Origin of the sequence: Streptomyces sp. NPDC085866 (assembly GCF_044541035.1) — a bacterium.
In the GTDB taxonomy this organism is placed as follows: domain Bacteria; phylum Actinomycetota; class Actinomycetes; order Streptomycetales; family Streptomycetaceae; genus Streptomyces.
Map to the genome: position 1 here is coordinate 269,277 of NZ_JBITSQ010000002.1, position 23,692 is coordinate 292,968.

At 68.9% G+C, this 23,692-nt stretch carries 19 protein-coding genes and 1 pseudogene; 12 read left to right on the forward strand and 8 right to left on the reverse strand.

What is annotated here, in order from left to right:
- Positions 1-112: 112 nt before the first annotated feature.
- Together ACIF83_RS04645 and ACIF83_RS04650 are read right to left on the reverse strand one after the other, a co-directional pair.
- Positions 113-331, reverse strand: a complete 219-nt coding sequence (locus tag ACIF83_RS04645) for a hypothetical protein (RefSeq protein WP_393478779.1) — start codon at positions 329-331, stop codon at positions 113-115.
- A 225-nt stretch (positions 332-556) separates the two neighbouring features.
- The gene (locus ACIF83_RS04650; protein WP_399724046.1) at positions 557-1,720 is read right to left on the reverse strand and encodes a glycoside hydrolase family 3 N-terminal domain-containing protein; all 1,164 of its coding nucleotides are present in this window, start codon (positions 1,718-1,720) and stop codon (positions 557-559) included.
- A 1,045-nt stretch (positions 1,721-2,765) separates the two neighbouring features.
- On the opposite strand from ACIF83_RS04650, the gene ACIF83_RS04655 reads away from it, so the two are divergent.
- Positions 2,766-3,086: a GYD domain-containing protein gene (locus tag ACIF83_RS04655; protein WP_399723411.1), complete on the forward strand. Its 321-nt coding sequence runs from the start codon at positions 2,766-2,768 to the stop codon at positions 3,084-3,086.
- A gap of 215 nt (positions 3,087-3,301) precedes the next feature.
- On the forward strand, positions 3,302-3,928 hold the full coding sequence (locus ACIF83_RS04660; RefSeq protein ID WP_399723413.1) for a hypothetical protein: 627 nt from the start codon (positions 3,302-3,304) through the stop codon (positions 3,926-3,928).
- Between the two features lie 548 nt (positions 3,929-4,476).
- Here the strand turns inward: ACIF83_RS04660 and ACIF83_RS04665 are convergent.
- Positions 4,477-4,935: a hypothetical protein gene (locus tag ACIF83_RS04665; protein ID WP_399723415.1), complete on the reverse strand. Its 459-nt coding sequence runs from the start codon at positions 4,933-4,935 to the stop codon at positions 4,477-4,479.
- A 591-nt stretch (positions 4,936-5,526) separates the two neighbouring features.
- Here ACIF83_RS04665 and ACIF83_RS04670 point away from each other — a divergent pair.
- The 3 genes from ACIF83_RS04670 to ACIF83_RS04680 all read left to right on the forward strand — a co-directional run bounded on the left by ACIF83_RS04670 (position 5,527) and on the right by ACIF83_RS04680 (position 7,052).
- Positions 5,527-6,063: a DUF6082 family protein gene (locus ACIF83_RS04670; protein ID WP_399724049.1), complete on the forward strand. Its 537-nt coding sequence runs from the start codon at positions 5,527-5,529 to the stop codon at positions 6,061-6,063.
- Between the two features lie 389 nt (positions 6,064-6,452).
- A complete protein-coding gene (locus ACIF83_RS04675) occupies positions 6,453-6,779 on the forward strand; it encodes a hypothetical protein (RefSeq protein ID WP_399723417.1) in 327 nt (108 codons plus the stop codon).
- Positions 6,780-6,806: 27 nt separating this feature from the next.
- The gene (locus ACIF83_RS04680) at positions 6,807-7,052 is read left to right on the forward strand and encodes a UTRA domain-containing protein (protein WP_399723419.1); all 246 of its coding nucleotides are present in this window, start codon (positions 6,807-6,809) and stop codon (positions 7,050-7,052) included.
- A gap of 509 nt (positions 7,053-7,561) precedes the next feature.
- Here the strand turns inward: ACIF83_RS04680 and ACIF83_RS04685 are convergent.
- Positions 7,562-8,221 (reverse strand): NADPH-dependent FMN reductase, encoded by a 660-nt coding sequence (locus tag ACIF83_RS04685; RefSeq protein WP_393478804.1) that lies wholly within the window; start codon positions 8,219-8,221, stop codon positions 7,562-7,564.
- 240 nt (positions 8,222-8,461) lie between these two features.
- On the opposite strand from ACIF83_RS04685, the pseudogene ACIF83_RS04690 reads away from it, so the two are divergent.
- Both ACIF83_RS04690 and ACIF83_RS04695 read left to right on the forward strand, forming a co-directional pair.
- A pseudogene (locus ACIF83_RS04690) lies at positions 8,462-8,581 on the forward strand (CPCC family cysteine-rich protein); the annotation flags it as partial.
- Between the two features lie 47 nt (positions 8,582-8,628).
- A complete protein-coding gene (locus ACIF83_RS04695; RefSeq protein ID WP_399723421.1) occupies positions 8,629-8,802 on the forward strand; it encodes a hypothetical protein in 174 nt (57 codons plus the stop codon).
- A gap of 55 nt (positions 8,803-8,857) precedes the next feature.
- On the opposite strand, the gene ACIF83_RS04700 is transcribed toward ACIF83_RS04695, so the two are convergent.
- Positions 8,858-9,034 (reverse strand): hypothetical protein, encoded by a 177-nt coding sequence (locus tag ACIF83_RS04700; RefSeq protein ID WP_399723423.1) that lies wholly within the window; start codon positions 9,032-9,034, stop codon positions 8,858-8,860.
- 352 nt (positions 9,035-9,386) lie between these two features.
- Between ACIF83_RS04700 and ACIF83_RS04705 the strand changes: the two genes are divergently transcribed.
- Positions 9,387-10,571: a type III polyketide synthase gene (locus ACIF83_RS04705; protein WP_398138009.1), complete on the forward strand. Its 1,185-nt coding sequence runs from the start codon at positions 9,387-9,389 to the stop codon at positions 10,569-10,571.
- A gap of 167 nt (positions 10,572-10,738) precedes the next feature.
- Here the strand turns inward: ACIF83_RS04705 and ACIF83_RS04710 are convergent, their stop codons facing one another.
- The 3 genes from ACIF83_RS04710 to ACIF83_RS04720 all read right to left on the reverse strand — a co-directional run bounded on the left by ACIF83_RS04710 (position 10,739) and on the right by ACIF83_RS04720 (position 17,751).
- Positions 10,739-12,904 carry a SpoIIE family protein phosphatase gene (locus ACIF83_RS04710; RefSeq protein WP_393478813.1) on the reverse strand — a complete coding sequence of 722 codons (2,166 nt, stop codon included), beginning with the start codon at positions 12,902-12,904 and terminating at the stop codon, positions 10,739-10,741.
- Between the two features lie 590 nt (positions 12,905-13,494).
- On the reverse strand, positions 13,495-14,862 hold the full coding sequence (locus ACIF83_RS04715; RefSeq protein WP_399723426.1) for a hypothetical protein: 1,368 nt from the start codon (positions 14,860-14,862) through the stop codon (positions 13,495-13,497).
- Positions 14,863-14,895: 33 nt separating this feature from the next.
- Positions 14,896-17,751 carry a peroxidase family protein gene (locus ACIF83_RS04720; protein ID WP_399723428.1) on the reverse strand — a complete coding sequence of 952 codons (2,856 nt, stop codon included), beginning with the start codon at positions 17,749-17,751 and terminating at the stop codon, positions 14,896-14,898.
- 737 nt (positions 17,752-18,488) lie between these two features.
- On the opposite strand from ACIF83_RS04720, the gene ACIF83_RS04725 reads away from it, so the two are divergent.
- From ACIF83_RS04725 to ACIF83_RS04740, 4 genes are all read left to right on the forward strand, one after another.
- Positions 18,489-18,752: a hypothetical protein gene (locus ACIF83_RS04725; protein ID WP_399723430.1), complete on the forward strand. Its 264-nt coding sequence runs from the start codon at positions 18,489-18,491 to the stop codon at positions 18,750-18,752.
- A gap of 138 nt (positions 18,753-18,890) precedes the next feature.
- Positions 18,891-19,718, forward strand: a complete 828-nt coding sequence (locus ACIF83_RS04730; RefSeq protein ID WP_399723432.1) for an FAD binding domain-containing protein — start codon at positions 18,891-18,893, stop codon at positions 19,716-19,718.
- Positions 19,715-22,432 carry a molybdopterin-dependent oxidoreductase gene (locus ACIF83_RS04735; RefSeq protein ID WP_399723434.1) on the forward strand — a complete coding sequence of 906 codons (2,718 nt, stop codon included), beginning with the start codon at positions 19,715-19,717 and terminating at the stop codon, positions 22,430-22,432. The genes ACIF83_RS04730 and ACIF83_RS04735 overlap by 4 nt, the downstream gene beginning before the upstream one ends.
- Positions 22,433-22,438: 6 nt before the next feature.
- Complete coding sequence (locus tag ACIF83_RS04740) at positions 22,439-23,413, forward strand: antibiotic biosynthesis monooxygenase (RefSeq protein ID WP_398138015.1); 975 nt, start codon at positions 22,439-22,441, stop codon at positions 23,411-23,413.
- Positions 23,414-23,692: the final 279 nt, after the last annotated feature.

A 23,692-nucleotide genomic window follows, 5' to 3' on the forward strand; every position in this document is an offset into this window, starting at 1 on the left:
CGCGGACACCGACATCGTCGCGAGGCGGGCCAGTCGCAACGCTCGCGACATCGGCTTTGCCACCGAACGCGCCATCGACCTCGCGGAAGCCGTCTGTGCCGCTGCCTGCCCTTCATTCCGCAACCAAGGAGTATTTCCCATGTACTTGGAACCGCGCCCAGGAATCGCCTGGCCCAGCCCGCACCTCCGGGAACTGAAGGATGCCGTACGTGCCCTCCTCGGCCTGGACGAGGACACCGCCGTCAAAATCCGCCAACTCACCTGCGGCAAAGTCGGATACCCAACGCTGGAAACCGTCGTCGAGGTGCTGCCCATGGACGGCGAGGCTCACCGCTGGATACTCCAGCGCCCCGCCGACCAGATCACCGAGAACGACCTACGGGCCACCCTGCTGCACCACCGACCGAGCTGGCCGGAACCTGACCCGACCGCCCCTGAATCCCGAGAACCTCTGTCTCGCCGCGCGCCGTGCGTGCAGACCTACGCGTGCACTGACGGCGCATGGACATTCGTCGAGCCGCCGGCCGACTGGGCAGGGGCTGCGATCCACCAGGGCTCAGGAGCAGAGATTCACGTGTCGGACGGCCAGGACGTGCCCGGCCGCATCGATGAGGCGGCTGCGGGCGAGGTGTCCGCCGGCCACGGCATTGGTGATCGCCGAGGCGATCGAGGACGATTGGGAGCCGACGTTGCCCCCCAGGTCGAACATGACCATGTCGGCACCGGAGCGCAGGGCCTGGACGGCGGCGGCGGGGACGCTGAAGCCGGCGGCGGAGATCGCCTTGGCGCTGAGGGAGTCGGTGATCACCAGCCCCTTGAAGCCCAGCCGGCCGCGCAGCACAGTGTTGATGTCGGTCGGTGACAGGCTCGCCGGATTGGTGCCCAGGCCCGGCACGATGTTGTTGGAGACCATGATGGCCGGGGCGCCGGCCTTGATGGCCGCTGTGAACGGCGGGATGGCCACCTTTTGCAGGGTGGACCAGGGCAGGGTGTGTGCGGGGCCGAAGTCGGAGTTGTAGCTGGAGCCGCCAATGCCCGGGAAGTGCTTGACGACGGGTATCACGTTTCCGGCGCGCAGCCCGTTCATGTACGCGACGCCGTCTTTGGAGACCACCGAGGTGTCACCGCTGAAGGAGCGCCATCCGTCGGGGTTGGTCTTGCTCGGTGCCACGTTCCTGCCGTCGACGTCGACCACCGGCGCGAGGTCCATGTTCACCTGGGCGGCCGCCATATTGGTGGCGACCTTCGTGACGTTCTGTTGGATCTGGGCCGGGGTCCAGTGCGCGCCCATGTACGCCGGCCAGGGCAGGGACCCGACGAGGTTTGCCATGCGCTGGATGCCGCCGCCCTCCTCGTCGGTCATCACCAGCAGGCCCAGGTGGCCGGGTACATGGGACTTCAGGGCGGTCAGCCGGGAGCCGAGGTCGGACGGAGCCTTGCTGCCGAACAGCAGCACGCCGCCCGCACCGGCGCTCACCTCGGACGTGACGTCGGACACCGAGGTCTCCGACACCGGGACAGCGATGGTCAGCATGGCCAGCCGGCGGTTCGACCACCCGGCCAGCTTCGTGCTGTTGGTGCACGCGGTGGCGGTGGCGGTGGCTGCGGCGGTGCGGTCCGGAGCGAGGGACGAACGGGAGGGGGAAGGCGCAGCGGGCGGGGCGAGGGACACGCCGAGGTCACTGGAGTGCGGGGACGCCTCACAGCCCGCCAGGAGCATCGCTGCCACGGCGGCAGCGCCGCTCAGTCTGCGTGCGCGTGTGGCCCGGCCGGGGAGACGCGGTGGTGCTGCCGTGCTTCTGCGGTCACGACACGACGGGACATTCATCGCCCGGTCTCCTTCCGGAAGACGCGACGGTACCCGTCGCGCTGCTGGCCGTATGAGCTTGACGTGGGCTTTTACAAAGGGTGAGACGCGCTCCAGCCCGCATTTGTTCGCGGGTCCGCGGTCGGCCGTACTGCCAGGATCTCGCGTCTCGGGGTCGGCCGAAAGTCCAGCCGTCCCGAGTGGCGGCCGCTCAAGACCTACCTGCTCCCAAGTCCCCTCACAGAGGTGCGGGGGGCTTCTGCTCGCCTGTGGGGCGGCCGACTTTGCAGCCCACGTGACGATCAGTCTCTGACCTGGCCTTTTTGTGAACCACTCTGGTGCCAGCCTCGGCTCTCGTGATTCGGGGCGGCCCGGGGGCATGCACGCTCAGGGGTCGCCACGGGTGGCATCGAGGGGCCGGGCGTCGCTCGAACAGTCCAGCCGAGGCGCCTGCCGCTTCCTCGGCGCTTCCCTGGCAGCTCCCCGCCCTGCCGCGGCGCGGCTCGACCGCTTGCCGCCGGGCGGCGAACCGGGGCGCCGTCGAGAGCTGACGACTGCCAGGGGTCGTCGAACGCCCGCCGGAACAAGGGCGGTTACTGGGCTTGCAGCGGTCAGCCACGGTCAACGAGCCTGTCGCACGATCTGGTTTGCAGTCGCCCTACCAGGCACCGAAGCCCCAGGTCACGGCACAGCGTTCCAGCCGCTGTCCTAAAGCGGTGACTGGCTGGCCGCTCGCCCTGCGCCAGTGCAGGCCACCAGTGCGCCACCGTCCTCGGTGAGGAAGAGCATGAAGTCCCATGCCCCATCGGCAGCAGTGACCTGCCCAGGCGCACCGGCTGGTCATGCCGGTGGAGGTGCTGCCTTACGAGTGAATCCAACCGTGCGTCGAATGGCGGCCAACGTGACAGCGGGAAGGTCATTCTGAACACCGGACAAGTCACGGGCAGGGAGCGCCCCTATGCCGAAGTTCCTCATCCAAGCCACCTACACGCCTGAGGGGACGAAGGGCTTGCTCAAGGAAGGCGCAAGTGGCCGCCGCGCCGCCGTCGACCACGTCGTCGCCGGGCTCGGCGGGAGAGTCGAGGCCATGTACTTCTCCTTCGGTGAGGACGACCTTGTGTGCATTATCGACTTCCCCGACCCAGTCTCCATGGCCGCCGTCAGCCTCAGCGTCAAGGCCAGCGGCGCGCTCCGCACCCGGGCCACGCCCCTCCTCACCCTCGACGAGATCGACGAGGCTGCCCGCCGACAGGTCAACTTCCGACCTCCCGGCGCGTAAGCCAAGATGGCTTGGCGGGGGGGGCGTGCCAGACGCGTGTTGCCGCCACGGCCGTCGGTGCCTCGGCGGCGAGGACATGACCGATCGCCAAAACCTGCTGGGCCAGATCATCGACCGCCTGGGGACGATCGGCTTGACGCTTGTATGCGCAGGTCCGGTCAACAGCTGATCACATTGGCCGTCAGGGGACCGATGGGCCGCGTTAGTCTCCGATCATGGCTTTGCGACCTGATGAGTTCTACGACCACGCACGTGCGGCCGCGGACGGTGAGCTTCGGCTTCCGTTGGCACGGATGACCAGCTGGGACATAAGCCCGTTCGAGCCTGGTGGACTTCGCGTCGCGCCGCTGCGCCCGCCCGTTCTGCCCGAGCCGGAACGGCACGGCGAGGACCCGGCGAACTGCGACGTGTGCCGCGCCCGAGACGAAGGCATCTGGTTCAACGAACACTGGCGACTGGCCCGGATCACGGGCGTCGGTGTGCCGTTGGTGCTGATGCTGTACCCCCGCAACCACTTCGACATGGCGGACCTGCCCGACGAGATGGCCGCCGAACTCGGAGTGCTGACCACTCACATCGTCCGCCATGTGCAGGCGCTACCGCATATCTCCCGAGCCCACGTCTACCGGATCGGGGACGGAGCCGCACACGTGCACATCTGGTTCTTCGCCCGACCCGAGGGGCAGGCCCAGCTGTATGGGTCGTGGTTGCCCGTCTGGGACGACCTGCTGCCGGAGTACCCGGCGGACGTAGCCGATGCGGACGCGGCGGCGGTCGCTGACGCACTGGTCACCTCGTACGGAGGCCGACGCTCGGCCACCGACGAACAGATGCACGTCTGAGCCTCCTGCACGATCTCGAAGGCCACGGCCTTGCCGCCGGCTCCGCACGGCACCACCGCCTGACCGCACTGCCATGTCGTGTCCGTCGGTGGTACCACCCTTTCCGCGGGCATGGTCAACGGGGACCTGCCGGCCTGCGGCCGAAGATCGGCACCGAGCGGGTGGGTCCCTCCTCGATCGGGCAGCGTCGTGGGACCTGCGGACGGCCCTCATCAGCCGGTCTACCGACTAGCCCTTTCGCTGACCATCGGGCCTGACGAAGCCCACGGCTCTGACCAGTTCAGATGCCGTGGGCTTCTGTCGTTGTCGGTCGGCGTCGGGCCTCGGAAACAGCGCGCTGAGCGTCCCGCAGACAATTGCTCCGAACAGCAACCATCCCCACGGCGCACCGGCCCGCCGATGCGAAACCACCGCGTACGCGAAGAAGCCAAGGCCACCGCTCACCAGGAAGATCGCAAAGCCGCGAAGCCCGAACCACCACCTGGGGCGATCTGTCTCTGGAGTCACAGCGGGCATGGTCCACGCTCGTCGGAAGGCCACGAGGCATATCAGGAGCGATAGCCGAGCGCGGACACGAGCGGACCGTCGCAGCAGGTGAGAGGCGTTCCGGTCCGAGGTCGGACGCCCACCCGGGTGAGAGGTCGGTCATCCGTGTCTTCTGGGCCGACGTCGCGGAAGACACTTCTGTAGTCACCGCTTCGAACAAGGTCGTCGACGACCTCGACCATCCCGGGAATGCCGCGGTCGCGGACGATGAGACCATCCCAGACGTAGAAGTATCTGCCGCCAAGGCATTCACCGGTCTGTCGCCAACGGCCCATGGTGCGATGGACATTGTCCAGGGTGTAGATCGTCCCCGACCAGCGTTCCCCGTTGTCGAAGACCACCCACATGTCGACGTCGTCGATCTCGTCGAGGGGTACTCCAGCATCGGGAACGAAACAGATCTCATAGCCGTCACGCTGAACGCGGTAGAACGCCCCGTCCCACACCAGGTTGGCTCCCAACGACTCAGCCGCCCAAAGCGGATGTCAGCCCTCCTGGCCCGGCTCGAACGGGCTGGCCCCCTCCACAACGGGCCGGCGCTGCGGGTCTACAGCTGCCGGCCGACGCAGGCGGGGAGATCGTAGAGCAGCGTCAAGTCCTACCGCATCGCGGTTTCCCGTTCAGCCAGCCGGAGCCCGGGCCGTCTCCGGGCCGTGCGAGGGCGCCCGACGCCAACCACCGGCGACAGAAGCCCACGGCCAGCCCCGTGCCGGAGACGTGCCAGATCGTGCGGGGAATCGCGGGAGACACCGGGACTGGCCGTGGGTGCGACCAGGGCTTCACCACGGCCTCGCCGCAGGTCGGCGAGTCAACTGCCGTCAGAGAACCCGAGCTTCCCAAGCTGAGTGCCCCGCGACGTCACCAGGTGGCGCGAGGTCGCGCGTAGCCGACCTCCCTGCACTCGCCCCCTTGCGAGGAATTGGCCCGGGTTCCACACTGAGGGCCGGCAGGACGCGGGGGAGGCGACCTTGCACCTGAGGAGTAGAACCAAGAACTGGATCATCATTGGGTCTACGACCCTCGCAACGCTTCTGCTAATCGCAGTGCCGATCATGATAAAAGAATCGGCACCAAAAGGGACGACATGGCAGGATTTGAGCGATGCAAGCCAGATATACACTTCCGCCTTCGCCGCCTTGGCTCTGGTTGGCGTTGCCACATCGCTAATCCATCAAGCAAGGCAAAGCAAGGTGGCGGCTCACGAGTTGGCCAGAGCCAATCAGCGTGAGCTATTCACGCTCACTCTCGAAGATCCGACTCTCGCGGCTTGTTACGGACCAGAGTCGGTGCAGCTAACCGAGCTGCGGTTTAAACAGATCGGTTTCACGAATCTCATTCTCGCAGGAATGTACTCGGCTTACGTGCTCGACGTCTACTCCGACTCGGATCTGGCCCTTGAGCTTGACCATCATTTCTTCGGCGAAATCGCACGACATCATTGGGAGCTTCGCGGGCCCCACTGGATAGCAGAAGCCGAGCATTCCCAGGACAGGGCACACCGGAAGTTCGTCCGGATAGTGCATAACGCTTATGAGAAAGCAGTGCAGTCAGGGCCGCCAGCCTCGCCTTCTCAGTACTTCCAGCAGTGACGAACACATATCGGCCGCCTCGTACCCTCCAGACGAGGGGCTTACCTCCATGGCTGGACGGACATCACGGACTCTTGGCGGACCGGATCACTGGCTACTCGAACAGCGGACGCCTTCGCTTGGATGGCAGGCCCCGAGCGGAGCTGGCTGTCAAGACCAGAGCGGGGAACCGTTGCCCCGCTGAGTGCGCAACTGCGTGACAACGCCGACGCACACCCGCGGACAAGCGCCGACGCCTTCGGACCATCCGCCCAGGTGAGAGGCGCCTCGTCCCAAGGCGGAGGCCGAGCCCAACTTGCTTCGGGACGGAGAGGTCGTGCCACCAACCCCTTGGTAGGCGACCTCAACCGGGACGGGCGATGTCAGAGCCCCCTGAGAGAGTCTCCGTCATGGAGACACCCAGTGTCCCGGACCGCGGGGATGAGGAGCACGCCGTCATTGCCCACTTCCGGCTTGCTGCTGACGGTTTCGGCGACCCCGAGCAGCGAGTGCAGGTCTACAACGCTGAGGAGGTGATGGCAGCAGCGATCGATGAGGCCGGCGTCGGGGAGTTCGACGGCAACGAGTTCGGTGCAGGCGAGGCCGTGCTCTACGCCTACGGACCGGATGCAGATGCTCTCTTCAAGATCATGGCGCCGACGCTGCGTGGTCTGCCGTTCCGGCCGGCGCACGTCGTCGTCAGGCGCGGCGACAGTGAATCCCGCATGGACCTGTAGATCTGCGAGCCAGCTGCGAAGACGGCCATGTCGCCTGAGCGGCCGCCCTATCTCCGCATCGCCGACGAACTACGGCGGCGCATCGCGGAGCATGTGCGCGAGCACCCGGAGCCGAGGCAGGCGACTGTTGAGGAGGCGTCACTCCTGGGTATCCAGAAGGCCGCGCTCATCACGCACATCCGGCGGACGTACTACAGCGACCAGGGGTGGCCCGTCGAGACGGCGGACAACGACGGGTGCATGGACCGGCCGGGGGCGGGGAAGCAGGAGTAACGCCTGATCTGACGCGGGCAGAAGCTGACGCCCACCCAGGGGATGACCCCATGCGAATTCGGCGCTTTGCTACATTCGCCATCTTGCTCGCGCTCATTGGGTGCAGTGGGGCGGATGACAACCCACACACTGCTTACCGCACCGGTTTCAAGGCTGGGCTGGACTACTCGGAGCAATGGCCCGACCCTGCGTCTGTCCCCTCGCGTCAAGACATGCAGGAGTACTGCGAGAGCGTCAAGCCAAATGCAGACGATCCTGACGCTCATGGCCACGTGGACCTATGGATGCGCGGTTGTCTCGACGGATGGTCGCGCAGCGGCGCTGACCCTGAGTACTGGGGCTGACTGCCGTGGGCTGAGGTTCGTGCCACAACCGTGCCAGATGCAGCGGTCAGCCAGGGGCAACGAGGGCGCCCTGCGGTCGACAAGGCAACACCTGCAAGGACGCTGCGGACGAGGGCATGACGCGCGCCGCCCGTCTGTCCGATGTGTACGTGCGGCGTTCCGGCATCACTTCTCGGCCCGCTGGGTGATGGCCGCCTCGGTACGGTCACCCAGGAACTCGTACCAACGGCGTTCGAGGCAGACGTAGCGCACGTCCGCTTCGACGAGGCTGAGGAAACCCGAAACGGTCTCGGTGAGACGTTGCTGCAACCCCGGGTCGGCCAGCGTTCCGTCCTCGGTGAAGGCCTGGTAGCTGTTGGCCACGCTGAACATGTCCGGGTAGACACGGGTGCCCAGGTGCTCCAGGGGAATCCTCAGAGCCCACAACCCGCGGTTGCCGCCGACCAGTGACGGCGAGGCTGAGACGAGCAGCGCGTGCTTGGTCTTGAACGGCTGCGGCCGGACACGCGAGACCCAGTCGATCGCGTTCTTGAGCACTCCCGGCACGGAGGCGTTGTACTCCGGCGAGGAGATGACGAAGGCGTCGCTCTGCTCAAGCCGGTCGCGTAGGGCGAGCGCGCCGCGCGGCAGCCCTTCGCCGGCCTCCGCGTCGCCGTCGTACAAGGGCATGTCGAAGTCGCGCATGCTGGCGAGGTCGACGGCGGCACCGGTGTCGGAGATGAGCCGGGCCACGAGGGAGGCGAGGCGGGCGTTGGCCGAATCGGCCCGCAGCGCCGCGCCGAAGACCAGGAATCGCAGCGGGCCGGGAAGCGTGTCCGTGGGCATGGGTCCGTCCTTCCGTCGCGGGCGAGCGCCTTGGGGAGGGCGCCCCACCGACCAGTGTGGTTCCCCCACGGACGCCACGCGACAGGGCCGAGCACCGACAGGCCCGAGCCGGTCAGGACGATGGGTGGGCCCCGTGCCACCACCGTCCTGACTGGACCATCCTCAGGGGCCGTCCTGGCGCTCACCCGCCCGTGAACGCAGGTGAACGGCCCTGTACGCCGTTAGCAGGTTCGGGGCGGCCCGAACGGCCGGCCGAGTCTTACGGAGGCGCGTCAGAATTTCCAGGCCATGGGAGCCTGTGACGAGCGGTGCGCCCAGTTCGTACGCGCCCCTCTGCCCGGCGAACACCCAGTGACCTGACATCACCAGCTGGCATCGAGGTCCCTGGACGACGATGGCTCGCGATCATGAGCAACATCACGGTCACCGTCGGAGCTGCTTCCACCCGCGCCTACATCGAGGAACTGCTGTTGAGCGGGAGCTCGCCGGTCTTGGACGCGAAGGAGGCGGCGGGCATCTCGCGGGGGATCACCACCCACCAGCTCCGGCACGATGCAGGCGGAGCTCACATTGCCTCTTGAGTCCGACGCACTCGTCGAGGCGGCCTGACGCGGCGTGCGCGGACGTGGGGTGGCCTCAGTCAAGCGAATGACCGAGGCCACCCAACCTGGCCAAGCCGTAGAGGCCGCGAGCCTGCCGACCGGTGTGCTCGACAGCGTCACCGCCGACCGCGAGCCGGCGATCGGCGGTCGGCTTGGGCTCGTGCGCGATCCGGCCGTTGCCGTGGGCGTAGTTCGCGATCCCGAGGATCATGCCGGGCCCCACGGCATCCGCGCGGGCACTCCGGAGGTGCCCGGGAATCCAACGTCTCAGGAGCCCGGCTCCGCAGCGACCAGGTGACCTGCTGACTGACGGTGAGTCAGGTAAGGCCTGCGGCAACGCTCTGAGGGTCCCTGCTTCGGCGGTGTGTGCCGTGTCACGCAATCCAAGGCCGCCTAAGTTGTCTGCATCACAGCGGAAATGTCCATTTAGCGTCCATGCTCAAAACAGATACGGGCCCCCGAAGTGGGGCCTATCGGCAACCTCTTGGGCGCGAAGTTCCAAAGTGACCCATGCCACAGAACTCGTGACATTCCCGCTTGTTCCCCCGGAAAGGTGCCCCACTATGGCCGCTTACCTCTGTCCTCCTGCCGTGATACACGGCGAGCACGCCGTGGAGACCAGTCAGATCGTTGCGGAGGTGCGCGACCGGCATCCGCACGCGGCGTGGGCGCCACGGATCGACGGCATCGCGGCCAGCACGGGCATCGAGACCCGCGGGTGGATGCTGCCGCTGGAGACCGCCGTCGCGCCCGGTAACGGTGGTGCCCTGCAAGCTGTCGGCACCGGGTCGGCCCAAGAGGCTTTGGCGCGCGACGGGTTCACCCAGCAGGACGTGGACCGCGTGATCGCCGCACTTGAGGCGATACCCGCGCCGCAGACCGTCCAGGAGCGCACCGCGCCGGCCTGGGAGGCCGTGCAGTCCTACGGGGAGCGTGCGGCCCGTGGGGCCCTGCAGATCGCCGGGCTGGACGCCGCGGACATCGACTGCCTGATCACCAGTCACTCCACCACCCCGGCGCTGCCGGGTCTGGACATCGCCCTGGCCAACAAGCTTTCGCTCCGCAACGACGTGATGCTGCTGCCGGCCACGCAATGGGCCTGTGTCGCGGGGACCCGCTCCCTGGCACTGGCGGCGGACCTCGTCGCCGCGGACCCCGACCGGGTGGTCCTGGTCGTGATCGCGGAGGCGCTGAGCACGACCTACCAGCCCGCGGACGACACCCTCGAGTCCCTGATCGTGCGGTTGCTGTTCGCGGACACCGCGGTCGCCGCGGTGGTCACGGGCCGCCAGAGGCGCGAGTCGGTGCTGCGGCTGGACGCCGCCTGGCACCACACCCTGCCCGGCACCCAGGACCTGCACCGCCTGGAGACGCGGTCGGACGGCACCCACTTCGTGATGGACCGGCGCGGGCCGCGCGCCGTACAGGAGACGGTCACCGCGATGTGGGAGTGGCTGCACCTCCGCTACCAGGACCACCCCGACTCCTGGCACCCCGACGTGCTGCTCGCGCACCCCGGTGGGACCCGGGTGCTGGAGTACATGGAGCAGACGATGCCCGACGCGTGGCCGTCGGGGCTGCTGGACTACAGCCGGGACAGCTACACCACCGGCAACCGCGGAGGCGCCGCCGTGTTCGACATCATGCGGCGGGCGCACGACGCCGGGCAGAAGTCAGGCAGTCGTGCCGTCCTGTACGCGGCGGCACCGGGCCTCTCCGCCACCGCCCTGGAAGGGGAGTGGCTGTAGCGCGTGCCCGCGCCACGCGGACCGGTGAACGGGCCGTCCGCATCACCGGTCGTGCCACCGCTACCGCTGCGGGCACCGTCCGTACCGTCGGTGGCGTCGGCTGACGGGTACGACCCCCCGTACTCTCGCCGCCCGTAGGCCGGCCGCGCCGCCGCCCCGCAGCCGCGTCACCTCGCGACTTCCGCCCAGACCACCTTGCCGGTGTCCGTCCACCGCACCCCCCACCGGGTGGTGAGCCTGTGCACGATGTGCAGGCCACGACCGCCGTCGTCGAGGAGGCCGCCCCGGCTCAGACGTGGCCTGCCGTTGCCGGTGTCGCCCACCTCGCACAGCAGGCCGTGACCGGCCCTGATCAGCCGTACCGTGATGGGTCCGGTGGCGAAGCGCACCGCGTTCGTGACCAGCTCGCTGACCAGCAGCAGGGCGTTGTCCCGGACCTCGTCCTTGGTGCGCCACTGCCGCAGCAGGGACGAGACCTGCGCGCGGGCACGGGCGGGGGCGTCGTCGCGGGCGGGCAGCCGCCAGGTCGCGGTGTCTCCCTTGCGGTAGCCGATCATCCGCGCGAGCAGCAGGGTCACGTCGTCGCGCTGGCGCACGGGTGCCAGCGCGGAGACAACGTGCCGTGCGGCCTGCTGCAGGGCGTCCCAGGGGTGCACCGTGGACACGGCGTCCGCCAGCCTGCCGATGCCTTCGTCGATCGACACGGCCGGATCCTCCACCAGGCCGTCGGTGTAGAGGGCGAGCAGGGAGCCCGGGGGAGCGCCGAACGTCTGCACGTCGAACGGCTCCCGCAGCGCGAACTCGGTGCCCAGGCCGGGGTGAGGGTGGACCGCCAGCGGACCTGCGTGCCCGTCCGGGGAGACCAGGACCGGGGGGAGGTGACCGGCGCTGGACAGCGCCACACGGTGGCTGACCGGGTCGTAGAGGGCGATGCAGCAGGTCGACCCGAGGGCGCTGTAGCCGGCCGCGAGCCCGGACTCCGCGTCGTCCAGCAGCGTCACGGTCTCGTCCAGGTGCTCCAGTACCTCGTCGGGCGCGAGCCCCGCGGACAGCAGCGCGCGGGCTTCCGTGCTCAGCTGACCCATGGTTGCCGCGGCCCCCAGGCCGTGGCCGACGACGTCACCGACCACCAGCGCGGTACGCCCGTCCGGCAGGGGGAAGCTGTTCACCCAGTCGCCGCCGACGCCCGCGCTGTCGGGCGTGGCGGGCTGGTAGACGCTGGCGATCTCGATGGTGTCGCCGCCGGTTCGGGGCAGCAGCCGACGCTGCAAGGCCAGCACCTGCGTGTGCTCGCGCTGGTGCTGACGGGCCAGGTCGACGTGATGGGCGGTCCTCGCGACCAGTTCTTGCAGGTCGAGCAGCTCGCTGTCGCGGAATGGGCAGTCCGCCCGCCGCCAGACCTCCACGAGGCCCAGCACGATGGGCGGGGCGCCGTCCAGGACCAGCGGTATGCATGCCACACCCGCAGACCGGTCGCCGGGCACCAGGGCACGCATCACTCGCGGACTGCCGAGTACCCGCTCGACCGCCTCCCGGTCGGGTATGACGATGGCCTGCGGGGCGTCGTCCCGCCGTACGGCCTGCGCCAGCAGGCGACTCGCGTCGCTGGGAAGATCGTCGCCGGGAGTCACGTAGCCATCGGGCCACGCCCGGTCCGGCACCAGGGCCGCCCGCCGTAGCCGGATGCGCCCCTGAGGCTGCCCGATGACTCCCTCGCCCGTCCACACGGCAAAGTCGAGGTCGACGGCGGCCACGTCTCCCCAAGCCAGCAGGGACTGCGCCAGCGACTGCGCCGTCTCGCCGATGTCCAGCGAGGTGCCGATCGCGGTCTCGGCGGCGTACAGGTGCAGCCTCCTGGCCATGGCGATCACGGAGACCGTCAGGCTCTCCTGAGACACCGCGGCGGGCAGGATGCTCATCGAGACCACCAGCTCCGACCCGTCGCCGCGCCGCAGGCGCTGGATCCGGGCGACGTGCGCCTCACCGGTCTCCAGGACCTGCCGCAACCGCCGTGTGACCGTCGGTACGTCCCCTGGGGGCAGGAGATCGGCGAAGGGGCTCCCGGTCGCGGCGTCCAGACCCGCGAATACGGGGGCGTCCAGGTTGCAGCGGGTGATTCTCAGATCCCTGTCCAGGTTGACCGCGCCGAGAATCTGATCCTGATGGCCGGTTGCCGGGGTGTCGGGTACGCGTCGGCGGGTGCGGTCGCCCTGCGTGTCGGCAGGACCGGCGGCCGCTGCCGCTCCGCCGCGCGGGATGTAGCGCCCCAGGGCGCTGCTGACCAGGTCGAACGGCGAAGAGGGCGAGGGGGAGGGGGAGGGTGTGGAGTCCATGCGGCTCTCTCAGCAATCCCCGGCGCAGTGCCGAGGCCGTACTCGGACCCGTGCGACGGGGCCCCGAGATCCCTGACCGCACACCTCATTGAATAACACCGGTGGTCGCTTCGCCCACACCAGCGGATCGCGCGGTGAACGCGGACAGTGAGGGAATGTCGCGGCCGGTGGGGCCGCGCTCACCCAGCGGGGGGCCGTCGCTCGCCACGATGCGACGACCGCCGGAGCGTCACTGCCGGGCGCCGGCGCCGTCGGTTCTGGTGAGTTCCGGGCACGTGCCGCTCGAGGGCCCTGGCTGTCACGAACGCACACAGGTCGCGCGACCTGCACCAAGAGAGGTCGACGGACGCACCTGATGGCCAGGAGATCGTTCACCGTGGTCGACATCATCAAGATCTACGTCCACTGGTACGCGGGCGGCTCCTGGAGCGAGCGGGTCACGTCGCTCAGGGTGGACCGCAAGAGCTGGTTGCCGCAGTTCGCCGCCCCGGCGGCTGCGGCAGATCACCTGGGACCGGTCCGACGAACACCGCGGCCGGTGGCCGGCGCCGGGCGCCTCAGTCCCGCGCAGGTGTTCGGACACAGAGCCGTCAGGTGTCCCACCGCCTCGTGTGCTCCCTGTGCGCCTCGGTCAGGCCGTCCCGGAAGAACCGTTCGTAGTAGCCGAGTTCGGGATGGTGTGTCTGGAGCCAGATGCCGGGCACCTGAATGGCGTCGACGTGTGCGGGGAACCGGCCGTGCGTGGAGTGGATGTACTCGCACACGTCGCGGGCACACTCGACGACCCGCTGGTCGTACTCGCGGGCCTCGGTGAGGTAGCGCTTCCCGTAGTCGTTGCGGTAGATGCCCGTGAAGAGGTCCTTGTCGTGGTAGATGCCTTTCGGACCGAACTTCGCCTGGACGACCGCGTCCACGGCCTCCGACATCGACGGGTAATACGGGGGACAGGCCGCTGTGATCAGTGGTTCGCCGTCGACGCCGAGCCCGACCGGATGGGACCGCGCGGTCGCGAACCGGGGCAGAGGCAGCTGCCAGCGCGGGAGGTCCAGCGGGCGCCAGCGAGGGGTGACGAAGTCGAAGCCGAGCATCCGTCCGTACCGGGCCGAGAACTTCGGGTCCCCCAGCATGATCTGGGGGTTGATCGAGGCATGGATCCACGCGCCGAGCCCCATGGCGTCCGCGGTCAGCATGAGGTTCTGCAGCAGCAGCTCGGCCTCGATCTGGGTCCGCAGCGGGCCCAGCACACCCAGCGGAAGCTTGAGGTCCTTGTTCAGGAAGCCGTTCCGCACCCACTTGCGCACCCCGGCGGGTCGGTAGAAGTTGCGGTCGTCGACGAGCGTGGGCCGGGCCCCGTCCGGCTGGGTGAGCAGGTACATCAGGCCGTTGATGTACTGGTGCGAGAGGTCGACGACCGGCAGGAAGACGGTGCTGCCCGGCAGGTTGGACAGCACGCGGTTGGAGTCGAGGTAGGCCGGGAAGTCGCGCATGCCCTCGGCGACGTCCAGGCGGTGGTCCAGGACCCGCACCTTGGACTGCCGAGCCCGCTCGACCAGCGCGCCGGGCTCGAAGGAGGCGTCCGGGGACGGCGGCAGCTTGCGCAGATAGTAGGTGCCACTGTCGTTGATCATGAAGAAGTGGGTGCCCTGCGCGTTGTCGGGGCTGCCTGCCGTCCGGCCGAGCATGTTGAGGTTCGGCTTGGCCATGATGGGCTTGCCGTCGCGCGGATCCTCGAACGGCCGGTCCGGCATGGTGAGCCCGGTGCAGCCGGTGAGGGCGATCAGCACCGCCTCCTCCAGCTCGCCGAGCGGTAGCGGGGCGTCGGACGAGCTATAGCTCATCGAGCCGGCGGGGACGGCCGCACCCCGGCCGACCCGGTGGGTGCGCCGCCGCCAGATGGTCTCCAGGAGCGGCCGCGCCAGCAGCGCTTCGAGCCCCCGATGCCGGGTGGACACCGTCATGGTCCTCTCCTTGCCTCAGGAACACCCGCTGACTCAAGACTCCGTGGTGCGGGGACCGTTCGGCGGTGCCAACACCGGCCGCCACGGTACGAACGCGCTCCCGTCGCGGGGCAGGAAGCTCGCCAGCTCCGGGCAGTGCCGCAGGATGACCTCGGTCATGCCACTGCGCTCGATCCAGTCCATGCCGAGCGGTGTGTAGAGCTCGGGGCGGTAGTCCACGGTGAGGAAGCGGTCGCTCTGCAGCCTCCGCGACGCCATCAGGATGAAGACGCGGAAGGCCGTGTCGCTGAATCCGAATCCGGTCGGCGGGTTCTCGGCGAACAGCCCGACCATGGTGTCGATCTCGTCGACCGACCGGTAGAGCTCCTTCAGCCGCGCCAGCGTCCCGGGTTCGGCCGTCAGGTCCTCGAAGCGGCGGATACGCTCCTTGTGCAGGCCGGCCCGGAAGTCGTTGTAACGGGGCACACCACGGCGGCGGGTACGTACCAGGTCGACCACGGACAGGTCGATGATCTCGCCGTCCCGCTCGAAGTGCTGCAGCGCGCGCGGGAAGTTGTGCAGGGTGATCGCGCCCGGATGGGCGATGCCGAACGAGTACAGCGAGTCGGGCAGCCCGGTCTTGCGGATAAGAGGCTCGGCCGCGGCGCCCTGCACGTCATCGAAGCCGAGGATGTCCAGCCGCCGTCCGAGGCGGTGGTCGCAGATCTCGAAGTCGTCCGGGATCAGCGGATGCATCCGGTAGACGGTGACGAAGTCCTCGGTGAGGGAGTAGGGCGCGCTGTGGTGGTCGGGCACGGTCTGGGGGATGCCGGTCAGCGAGTGCGCCTCGAACAGCCACAGCCCCAGCCGTTCCAGCCACTTCGCGGGCGGCCCCTGCCAGTTGGTCTTCAGCGCGATGTCGATCGCCTCGGTGGCGAGGATCGCCGGTGTCCACTCCACCGTGTGGATCTTGGCGATGAGCGCGGACACGACGAGCCGCGCCGTCTGGTAGACGCGCTCCTCCTCCATACGCGGGTACTCGCGCCGCAGCGCCGCGCACACCGCGTTGTGCTCCCTGGCGAAGAGGGTGTGCATCAGGCTGAGGCCCAGCCACCAGTTCTCGCGGACCCCGGTGAGCGGGACGCCGTTCGGGCCGAGCGGCAGATGACCGTCCTCCAGGCGCAGGCCGGCGCCGCCGTCGGCGTCGCGCAGGGAACGGGCGGCCTTCTCGTCGCCGCCGTACAGCTCCGAGCCGTCCCACCAGTGGGAGGCCGAGTCGGCGAAGTGGACCGGCGCGCCGTCGCCGGTCATCGCCACGTTCTCGGCGAAGCGCATCATGTGCTCCGTGGGACCGCCCGGGGTGTTGTGCCACTCGACGTCCGGCGGGAGCGGTACCTCCACGCTGGAGGTACCCGTCGGGTAGCGACTGTGGTTGACCCAGTCGTGCACCTGGAACTGGATCCACGCGGCGGCGAGCAGGTTCAGGGACCGGGCCGGCAGAAACGTGTCGCGGTGCAGCAGCAGCCTGCTGACCTCGTACGGGCTGGGCTCGTCGAACAGGTCCGGGCGCAGCACGGGCGGCATGTTGCGGCCGAAGGCCGCGCCCACGGCCCCCATCGCCGGTGCGGACAGGTCGTTGAACGTGCCGTCGTAACTGCGGGCGACCCGCAGCGACTCGTCGATCGGCGGCGGCACCGGGACGGGCCGCGGTGGCGCCTCGTGGTGATCTGTGTCGATGAGGTTCTTCGTGCGCAACGTCTTGCGCAGGAAGACGAGGTTGAGCAGGCCGGCCGGCAACGGCAGCCGGTACCAGGGCACCCACCGGTTGAGGACGCGGAAGGCGGCGTCCACCGGAGCGCTCAGCACCCTGTTGCGCCGGGGCTCGTCCGTGGTGAAGCGGTAGCCCAGCCGCTGCGCGCTGCTCGCCTGGTAGGCGGCCTTGCGGGCACGGTTGAGATTGCCCAGCGGACGGAACTCCTCGGTGGTGTGCCAGGGGTTGAAGGCCAGCTCCTCGATCCGGCGCGCCGCCGCACGCGCCTCGGCGGTGGCCACGTCCTGGCGGGGGATGGTCAGGGTGGCCACGGGCAGCGCGGGTGCGACGTCCTCCCGCCATTCCACCGAGCCGTCCTCGACGGGGGTGATCGCCTCGTTGACATACCGCTGCACGAGCAGCTCGAAGGCGACGTCGCCGCGGGCCAGGCGCTGCGCGAGCTCGCGGCTCAGGTGGTCCGGGTCGGCGCGGGGCGGTGCGGGCGCGTCGGGTGCGCCCCGTACGGGGCGCAACTGGTAGCGCACCGGCCCGGCCTCGCCCCACAGGACGGCGCCGCGGCTCCAGTACGTCTCCAGGGCCAGGCTGCGCACATCGTCGCGCGCACCGGCCCGCACGTTGCGGCGCATCCGGGCGGCGGTGGACCAGCCGACGGCGAAGGGCAACTTGACGAACAGCGCGAACCCCTTCTGGAGGCGGGTGCGGGCGCCTGCCATCGTCCTGGCGAACGCCACGAATTCCCGGGCGTTGCGCGCGTGGGACACCGGAAAGTTCGTCATGAGAAGGTCGTGCGTGCCGTCGGAGGCCTCGACGCGGAGCGCTGCGCCGCGCATGTCGGGCAGGGTGTCGGCCTGCGGGGCGCCGCTGGCGTTCGACAGCCGGACCGTGACCGGGTACTCGGCACCGGGTCGGACGAAGCCGGCCCGCAGCTCGGGCGGCACCTGGTCGTGGATTCTCAGACGGGCGTTCTCCACGCCGAGCACCGGCTTCGCATGGAAGGTCCTGGCGAAGGCCGCTGCCCCGCCGGACTTCCTGATCCTGGCCTGGACACGCATCAGTTCCTTGGCCAGTTGCTCGAAGACCAGCCGCTCGGCCTCCGCGCTGCCGCCCTCGTACCGCTCGTACTGCTCTGTCCTGCTCATGGTTGCGCCATGCCTTTCCTGCGCCGGTTCGGGCTACCGTCCGCGTGTCATGCCGCGGACGCTGTGACGTGTCGGAGACCGCCGTCGCGCGCGTTGCTGATGATGCGTCGGGTATCGCGTCGGCCGGGTTCGACGGCCGCGTCGATGAAGTCGGCCGCCCCGCAGGTGCGCCGGCGAGGCGAACAGCACGGCGTCCGTGGCGCCCGCGCCGGCGAAGACCGTGGGACGCTGCCTGCCGGTCTCCGACATACGGGATCCTCCATCCTCCGGCGGGGGTGGAGCGGCACGGAGCCTCCGATCGAGGAGGGGCAGCCGGCGGGTCTCCTCACCGCCGGACCACTCGACCATGTTCGCGCAACCCGTCGCCGCTCGCATGTCGCGACGGCCGCCGCACCCGCGGCCTGTGGCAGGAAGTGCCAGGCAGCCGGCGGCTGTGGCCACGAGACCGGCTGCCTTCGCGGCAACCCTGTTCTGCGCTGACGGAAGAGGGATGTCCGCCAGTAGGGCCGCGGGTGACGGCGCACAGCGGTGACTCGCCGACGAGCGGGTACGACCACAAGTGATCATCTGCGCAGCGGTACCGACTGTGTGCGGATTCCGCCGGCCCAGGACGGTGCCGGAATCCCACAGTGCCACGACCGGCCTCGTGAGGTGCTCGAGGCAGCGGTGAACGTCGCCTTCGAGGGGCGACCCGGGCCTGTGCACTCCACGTGCCGCAAAACCTGACCCATCGCCAGGTGACCGTGGACAACTACCGCGGCCTCAAGCTCGACGTGGCGCCGGTGCGGCCCGACCCGGAGCGGGTCGAGGAGAGCACCGCGGTGCTGGCGGCCGCACTGCGGGACGGACGACGGATCGTCCTGCTCGCCGGCTTCGGAGCGATCCGCAGTCATGCCGAGGCCGCGGTGCAGGATTTCGTCTGGCCCATGTCATCGACGCTTGAGGTCCATGTCATCGGCGGGTTGACCTGGGACAAGGCCGCCCGATGGGTCCGGGCGTGACTGTCCGGGGTTCGGTGGCCACTTTCAGCTGTTTTCGGCCGGGGCTTCATCTGCATACTGCGATAAAATGCGACAAGAGTGTCTATGTCAGCCGGTCCCTCGTGGCCCGTGGGTCCGTACTCCCGGAGGTCGGTTCTCATGGACCTCAACACCATCACCGAAGTGGTCCGGCGACCGTCCGAGCGGCCGGGCACGGACTGGCACGAGGGCGACGCCTGGCTCGCAGGCGGAACTTGGCTCTATTCCACGGAGCAACCGGACCTGCGACGGCTGATCGACCTGACGGCGCTGCGTTGGGAGCCTCTCGTTCCGACGGACGAGGGCCTGGAGATCAGCGCCACATGCACCATTCGCGACCTGTACGCCTTCGCGTGGCCGGTGGGCTGGACCGCCGGAATTCTCTTCCGGCAGAGCTGTGAGGCATTCCTCTCCTCGTTCAAGGTCTGGAACGCGGCGACCGTCGGTGGAAACATCTGCATGTCCTTGCCCGCCGGCCCGATGATCACGTTGACGGTCGCACTGGAGGCGCAGTACGAACTGTGGGCGCCCGACGGCTCCACGCGCTTCGTCGACGCCCTCGATTTCGTCACGGGCGACCATCGCAACGTCCTCGCCCCCGGAGAGATCCTTCGGCGCATCACCATTCCGGAGCACGCGCTGCGCAGACGCACCGCGCACCGTCGTTTCACGCTGACCCGGCTCGGCCGTTCGACGGTGTTCCTCGTCGGCACGCAACGGCTGGGAGCGAGTGATCTCTTGCTCACCGTCACCGCCGGCACCACGCGGCCGGTCCGCATCGCCTTCGACTCGCTGCCCGATGCCCGCACCCTGCGGCAGAGCATCGACGCCCTGCCGGCCGACGTCTGGCTCGCCGACCCCAACGGGACCCCTGGCCACCGTCGGCATCTGACACGGCACTTCGCCGAAGAGATCCGCCGCGAACTCACGGCTGGGGACCTGGCATGAGCTACCTCGTGAACGGCAAGGAATTCGACCGGGAACCGGCCCCCGGTCAGTGCCTGCGCACCTTCCTGCGCGAACTCGGCCACTTCGGCGTCAAGAAGGGGTGCGACGCGGGCGACTGCGGTGCCTGCACGGTGTGGCTGGACGGCGCACCGGTACACAGCTGCATCACCCCCGCGTTCCGCGCGGACGGCCGGGAGGTGACCACGATCGAGGGCCTTGGACGGCCCGGCGCCCCGCATCCCCTGCAACGGCAGTTCGAGGATGCCCCGGGGTTCCAGTGCGGTTTCTGCACCGCAGGGATGATCATGACGTCGGCGACCTTCACCGAGGACCAGATGGCGGATCTGCCACGGGCGTTGAAGGGCAACCTCTGCCGCTGCACCGGATACCGGGCGATCGAGGACGCCGTGAAGGGCGTCAGCGCGGTGGAGACGGCGGCGCCGGGCAAGGCCGTCGGGACGAGCGTCGGTGCGCCGGCGGGCCACGACGTGGTGACGGGCCACGCCGAGTTCACCATGGACACGCGGATCGACGGCATGCTGCACCTCAAGGTGCTGCACTCACCCCACGCGCACGCCCGGATCCGCTCGATCGACAAGAGCGGCGCCCTCGCGGTGCCCGGCGTGCACCGGGTCTACACCTGGGAGGACGTACCCCGAAGACGCTTCACCACGGCGATCCACACCGACCACCTGGTCGACCCGGACGACACCTACATCCTCGACGACACGGTCCGCTTCGCCGGCCAGCGCGTCGCCGCGGTCCTGGCGGACACGGTCGGGGCGGCCGAGGAGGGCTGCCGGCGTCTCACGGTCGAGTACGAGGTGCTGCCTGCGGTGTTCGACCCCGAGGCGGCGATGGCCGACGGCGCACCCCAGCTGCACGGCTCCCACGATCCGTTCGTCCGCGACCCGGTCCACAACATCCTGATCGAACTCCACTCGCACATGGGCGACGTCGACGCGGGATTCGCCGCGGCCGACGTGATCCACGAAGGCACCTACTTCTCACCGCGGGTGCAGCACGCGCATCTGGAGACCCACGGCTCGATCGCCTGGATGCAGGACGGCCGGCTGAACGTCCGTACCAGTTCGCAGTCACCGTCGATCGCCAAGGTCAAACTGGAGTACCTGTTCGCGCTGCGCCCGGACCAGCTGAGAGTGTTCTGCAAGCGCGTCGGCGGCGGATTCGGCGGCAAGCAGGAGGTGATCACGGAGGACCTGGTCGCGCTCGCCACCCTGGACACCGGGCGGCCCACCTGTCTCGAGTTCACCCGTGAGGAGGAGTTCACCACGGCCTCGCCACGGCATCCGATGACCCTGACGGTCAAGCTCGGCGCGAAGGCCGACGGAACGCTCACCGCCTTCCAGGTGCGCAACGTGTCGAACACCGGCGCCTACGGCAACCACGGCGGCGAAACGCTCTACGCGGGCGGAGCCGCCGTCATGATCTACCGCTGTCCCAACAAGAAGTACGACGCGTACTCCGTCTACACGAACACCGTGCCGAGCGGGGCGTTGCGAGGCTACGGGATGACACAGCCGGCGTTCGCCGTGGAGTCGGCGATGGACGAACTGGCCCGCGCCCTTCACATCGACCCGCTGGAACTGCGCCGGCGCAACATCGTGCGCCCGGGTGAGCCCCTGGTCGCCCTGCACGACGGCCCCGACGACGTGATCTTCGCTGAGGACGGACTGGCCAAGTGCATCGACCTGGTGGGCGACGCCCTGGCCCGTACGGCCGACCGGCCGCCTCCCGGCCCCGGGTGGCTCGTCGGAGCGGGCGTGGCGAGTTCCCTGCACGAGACCGCGCCCCCGACGGAACACCTCTCCGAGGCCTGGGTCACCCTGGGCGACGACCTCGTCTACGAACTGGCCGTCGGGACGGTCGAGTTCGGGGAGGGAACCTCCACGGCCCATGTCCAGATCGCAGCCAACCAGCTGGGCACGACGCCGTCGCGGATCCGTCTGGTGCAGTCCGACACCGACCGCACGGGATTCGATACCGGTGCCTTCGCGAGCGCGGGCCTCTTCGTGGCGGGCAACGCGGTCCTGCGGGCGGCCAATGCCGTACGCGACCGCATCCTGGAATTCGCCGCGGCGCACACGGCCGTCCATGTCGTGATGTGCACCATGGACGACGACGGAGTCGTCTGCGGGGACCGGCGGGTGTCGCTGGCCGAACTCGTCGCGCTGGCCCGGACGCGTGGAATCCGCTTCACCGCCGCGCGCAAGGCGTACGGCTCGCCCCGGAGCGTCACCTCCAACACGCAGGGGTTCCGGGTCGCCGTGCACCGCGTGACGGGTGAGATACGGATCCTGTACAGCGTGCAGGCGGCGGACGCCGGGGTGATCGTCAACCCGGCGCAGGTCCGGGGACAGGTGGAGGGCGGGGTCGCCCAGGGACTCGGCTTCGCGCTGACCGAGAACCATCACGTGGACGACAGCGGCGTCATGGTCAACCCGAACCTCCGGAACTACCGCATCCCCACCTACGCCGACATCCCCCGTACCGAGGTCCTCCTGGTCGGCTCGGCGGATTCGGTGGGGCCCATGCGGGCGAAGGGGATGGCGGAGTGTTGTATCAACCCGGTCGCCCCCGCGCTCGCGAACGCGGTGCATGACGCCACGGGCGTCCGCTACCGTGCGCTGCCGCTGACTCCGGAACGCATTTACGGCCGACTCCCTGTGGAGCAGTCGGTGTCGGCAGGTTGAGCCACCATGAACCCCGAAAGGAACGTAGCCGCCGCGGCGACGGCGATCATCGGCCAGAAGGTCCTGCCCGGGAGGGAAGGGGAGTACCAGTCGTGGCAGGAGGATCTCAACGTCGCGGCCGCCTACTACCCCGGTTTCCTCGGTGCCGAGATCTCCCCGCCGACATCGCTGCAGCCCGACTGGGTCGTCGTGTACCGGTTCGACTCGGTCGCGCATCTGCAGGCGTGGATCAACAGCGGGACCAGGCAGACGTTTCTCGACGTCGGCGCCAAGTACTTCGACGGTCCGGCGACCCAGCAGGTGGTCAGCAGCGGCACCCAGTCACTGGATCCGCTGGTCACCGTGGTGGTCACCCACCGCGTCCACCCGAACCAGGTCGACGACTTCCTCGACTGGCAGCACCACATGGTCGAGGAGGAGAGCAAGTTCGAGGGGTTTCGCGGGACCGAGCTCTTCCGCCCCATCGAGGGGCTCCAGGAGGAATGGACCACGCTGTACCGCTACGACAGCGCCGAGCACCTCGACGCCTGGCTGACATCGCCCCAACGGCAGCGGATCCTGGCCGAGGGCCGGAGGTTCAGCGACTTCGAACTGCGTACGATCGACAACTCGTTCGGCAGCTGGTTCGCCTTCCAGGGCAACGGCAGGGAGGCACCGCGGCCGCCCTCCGAGACCAGGACCTCCCTCGCCATCTGGGTCGGCCTGTACCCGACCGTCGTGCTGCTGACGCTCGCTCTGTCCCCGCTGCACATGCGGCTCTGGATCGGCCTGCTCGTGGGCAACCTGCTGTCGAGTTTCCTCATGAGCTTCCTGACCATGCCCTACTACGTGAACCCGCTGCTCGGGCGATGGCTGCGACCACCGCCGGACGAACCGAGGACAAGGAGCAACCTCCGAGGCCTCGGTGTCGTAGCGACGGTGATGGCCTTCTGGGCTGTCGTCTTCTACCTCGTCACGGTCCGGTTCTGGACACTGCCGTGACCGGCGACGGAGCGGCTTGCGTACACCATTCCCGGCAAGCCGGTAGGCCGGCGACTCACCGGGCTGCCACGCTTCGTGACCGTCCGGGGCGGACCCAGATCGTCGGCAAGATCCGGATGGCCCACGGTCCCTGTGGTCAACCACTGGTGGCAGCTGTTCTGGGGCCAACTACTCCAGGCAAGCCGGGTGTTCGGGGAGTTCCGAACCCATCGAGACGGGGGCCGGACGTGGCGGGACCCGGGAGTCGTATCCAGCTCCCGGGCCCCTGGGGATGCCACC

What these genes read in the sequence shown, in the direction of transcription:
- ACIF83_RS04650 (WP_399724046.1), bottom strand. Translation starts at nt 1,720, where the DNA reads ATGCTCCTGGCGGGCTGTGAGGCGTCCCCGCACTCCAGTGACCTCGGC.
- ACIF83_RS04655 (WP_399723411.1), top strand. Translation starts at nt 2,766, where the DNA reads ATGCCGAAGTTCCTCATCCAAGCCACCTACACGCCTGAGGGGACGAAG.
- ACIF83_RS04660 (WP_399723413.1), top strand. Translation starts at nt 3,302, where the DNA reads ATGGCTTTGCGACCTGATGAGTTCTACGACCACGCACGTGCGGCCGCG.
- ACIF83_RS04670 (WP_399724049.1), top strand. Translation starts at nt 5,527, where the DNA reads ATGATAAAAGAATCGGCACCAAAAGGGACGACATGGCAGGATTTGAGC.
- ACIF83_RS04675 (WP_399723417.1), top strand. Translation starts at nt 6,453, where the DNA reads ATGGAGACACCCAGTGTCCCGGACCGCGGGGATGAGGAGCACGCCGTC.
- ACIF83_RS04680 (WP_399723419.1), top strand. Translation starts at nt 6,807, where the DNA reads ATGTCGCCTGAGCGGCCGCCCTATCTCCGCATCGCCGACGAACTACGG.
- ACIF83_RS04685 (WP_393478804.1), bottom strand. Translation starts at nt 8,221, where the DNA reads ATGCCCACGGACACGCTTCCCGGCCCGCTGCGATTCCTGGTCTTCGGC.
- ACIF83_RS04695 (WP_399723421.1), top strand. Translation starts at nt 8,629, where the DNA reads ATGAGCAACATCACGGTCACCGTCGGAGCTGCTTCCACCCGCGCCTAC.
- ACIF83_RS04700 (WP_399723423.1), bottom strand. Translation starts at nt 9,034, where the DNA reads ATGATCCTCGGGATCGCGAACTACGCCCACGGCAACGGCCGGATCGCG.
- ACIF83_RS04705 (WP_398138009.1), top strand. Translation starts at nt 9,387, where the DNA reads ATGGCCGCTTACCTCTGTCCTCCTGCCGTGATACACGGCGAGCACGCC.
- ACIF83_RS04710 (WP_393478813.1), bottom strand. Translation starts at nt 12,904, where the DNA reads ATGGACTCCACACCCTCCCCCTCCCCCTCGCCCTCTTCGCCGTTCGAC.
- ACIF83_RS04715 (WP_399723426.1), bottom strand. Translation starts at nt 14,862, where the DNA reads ATGACGGTGTCCACCCGGCATCGGGGGCTCGAAGCGCTGCTGGCGCGG.
- ACIF83_RS04720 (WP_399723428.1), bottom strand. Translation starts at nt 17,751, where the DNA reads ATGAGCAGGACAGAGCAGTACGAGCGGTACGAGGGCGGCAGCGCGGAG.
- ACIF83_RS04730 (WP_399723432.1), top strand. Translation starts at nt 18,891, where the DNA reads ATGGACCTCAACACCATCACCGAAGTGGTCCGGCGACCGTCCGAGCGG.
- ACIF83_RS04735 (WP_399723434.1), top strand. Translation starts at nt 19,715, where the DNA reads ATGAGCTACCTCGTGAACGGCAAGGAATTCGACCGGGAACCGGCCCCC.
- ACIF83_RS04740 (WP_398138015.1), top strand. Translation starts at nt 22,439, where the DNA reads ATGAACCCCGAAAGGAACGTAGCCGCCGCGGCGACGGCGATCATCGGC.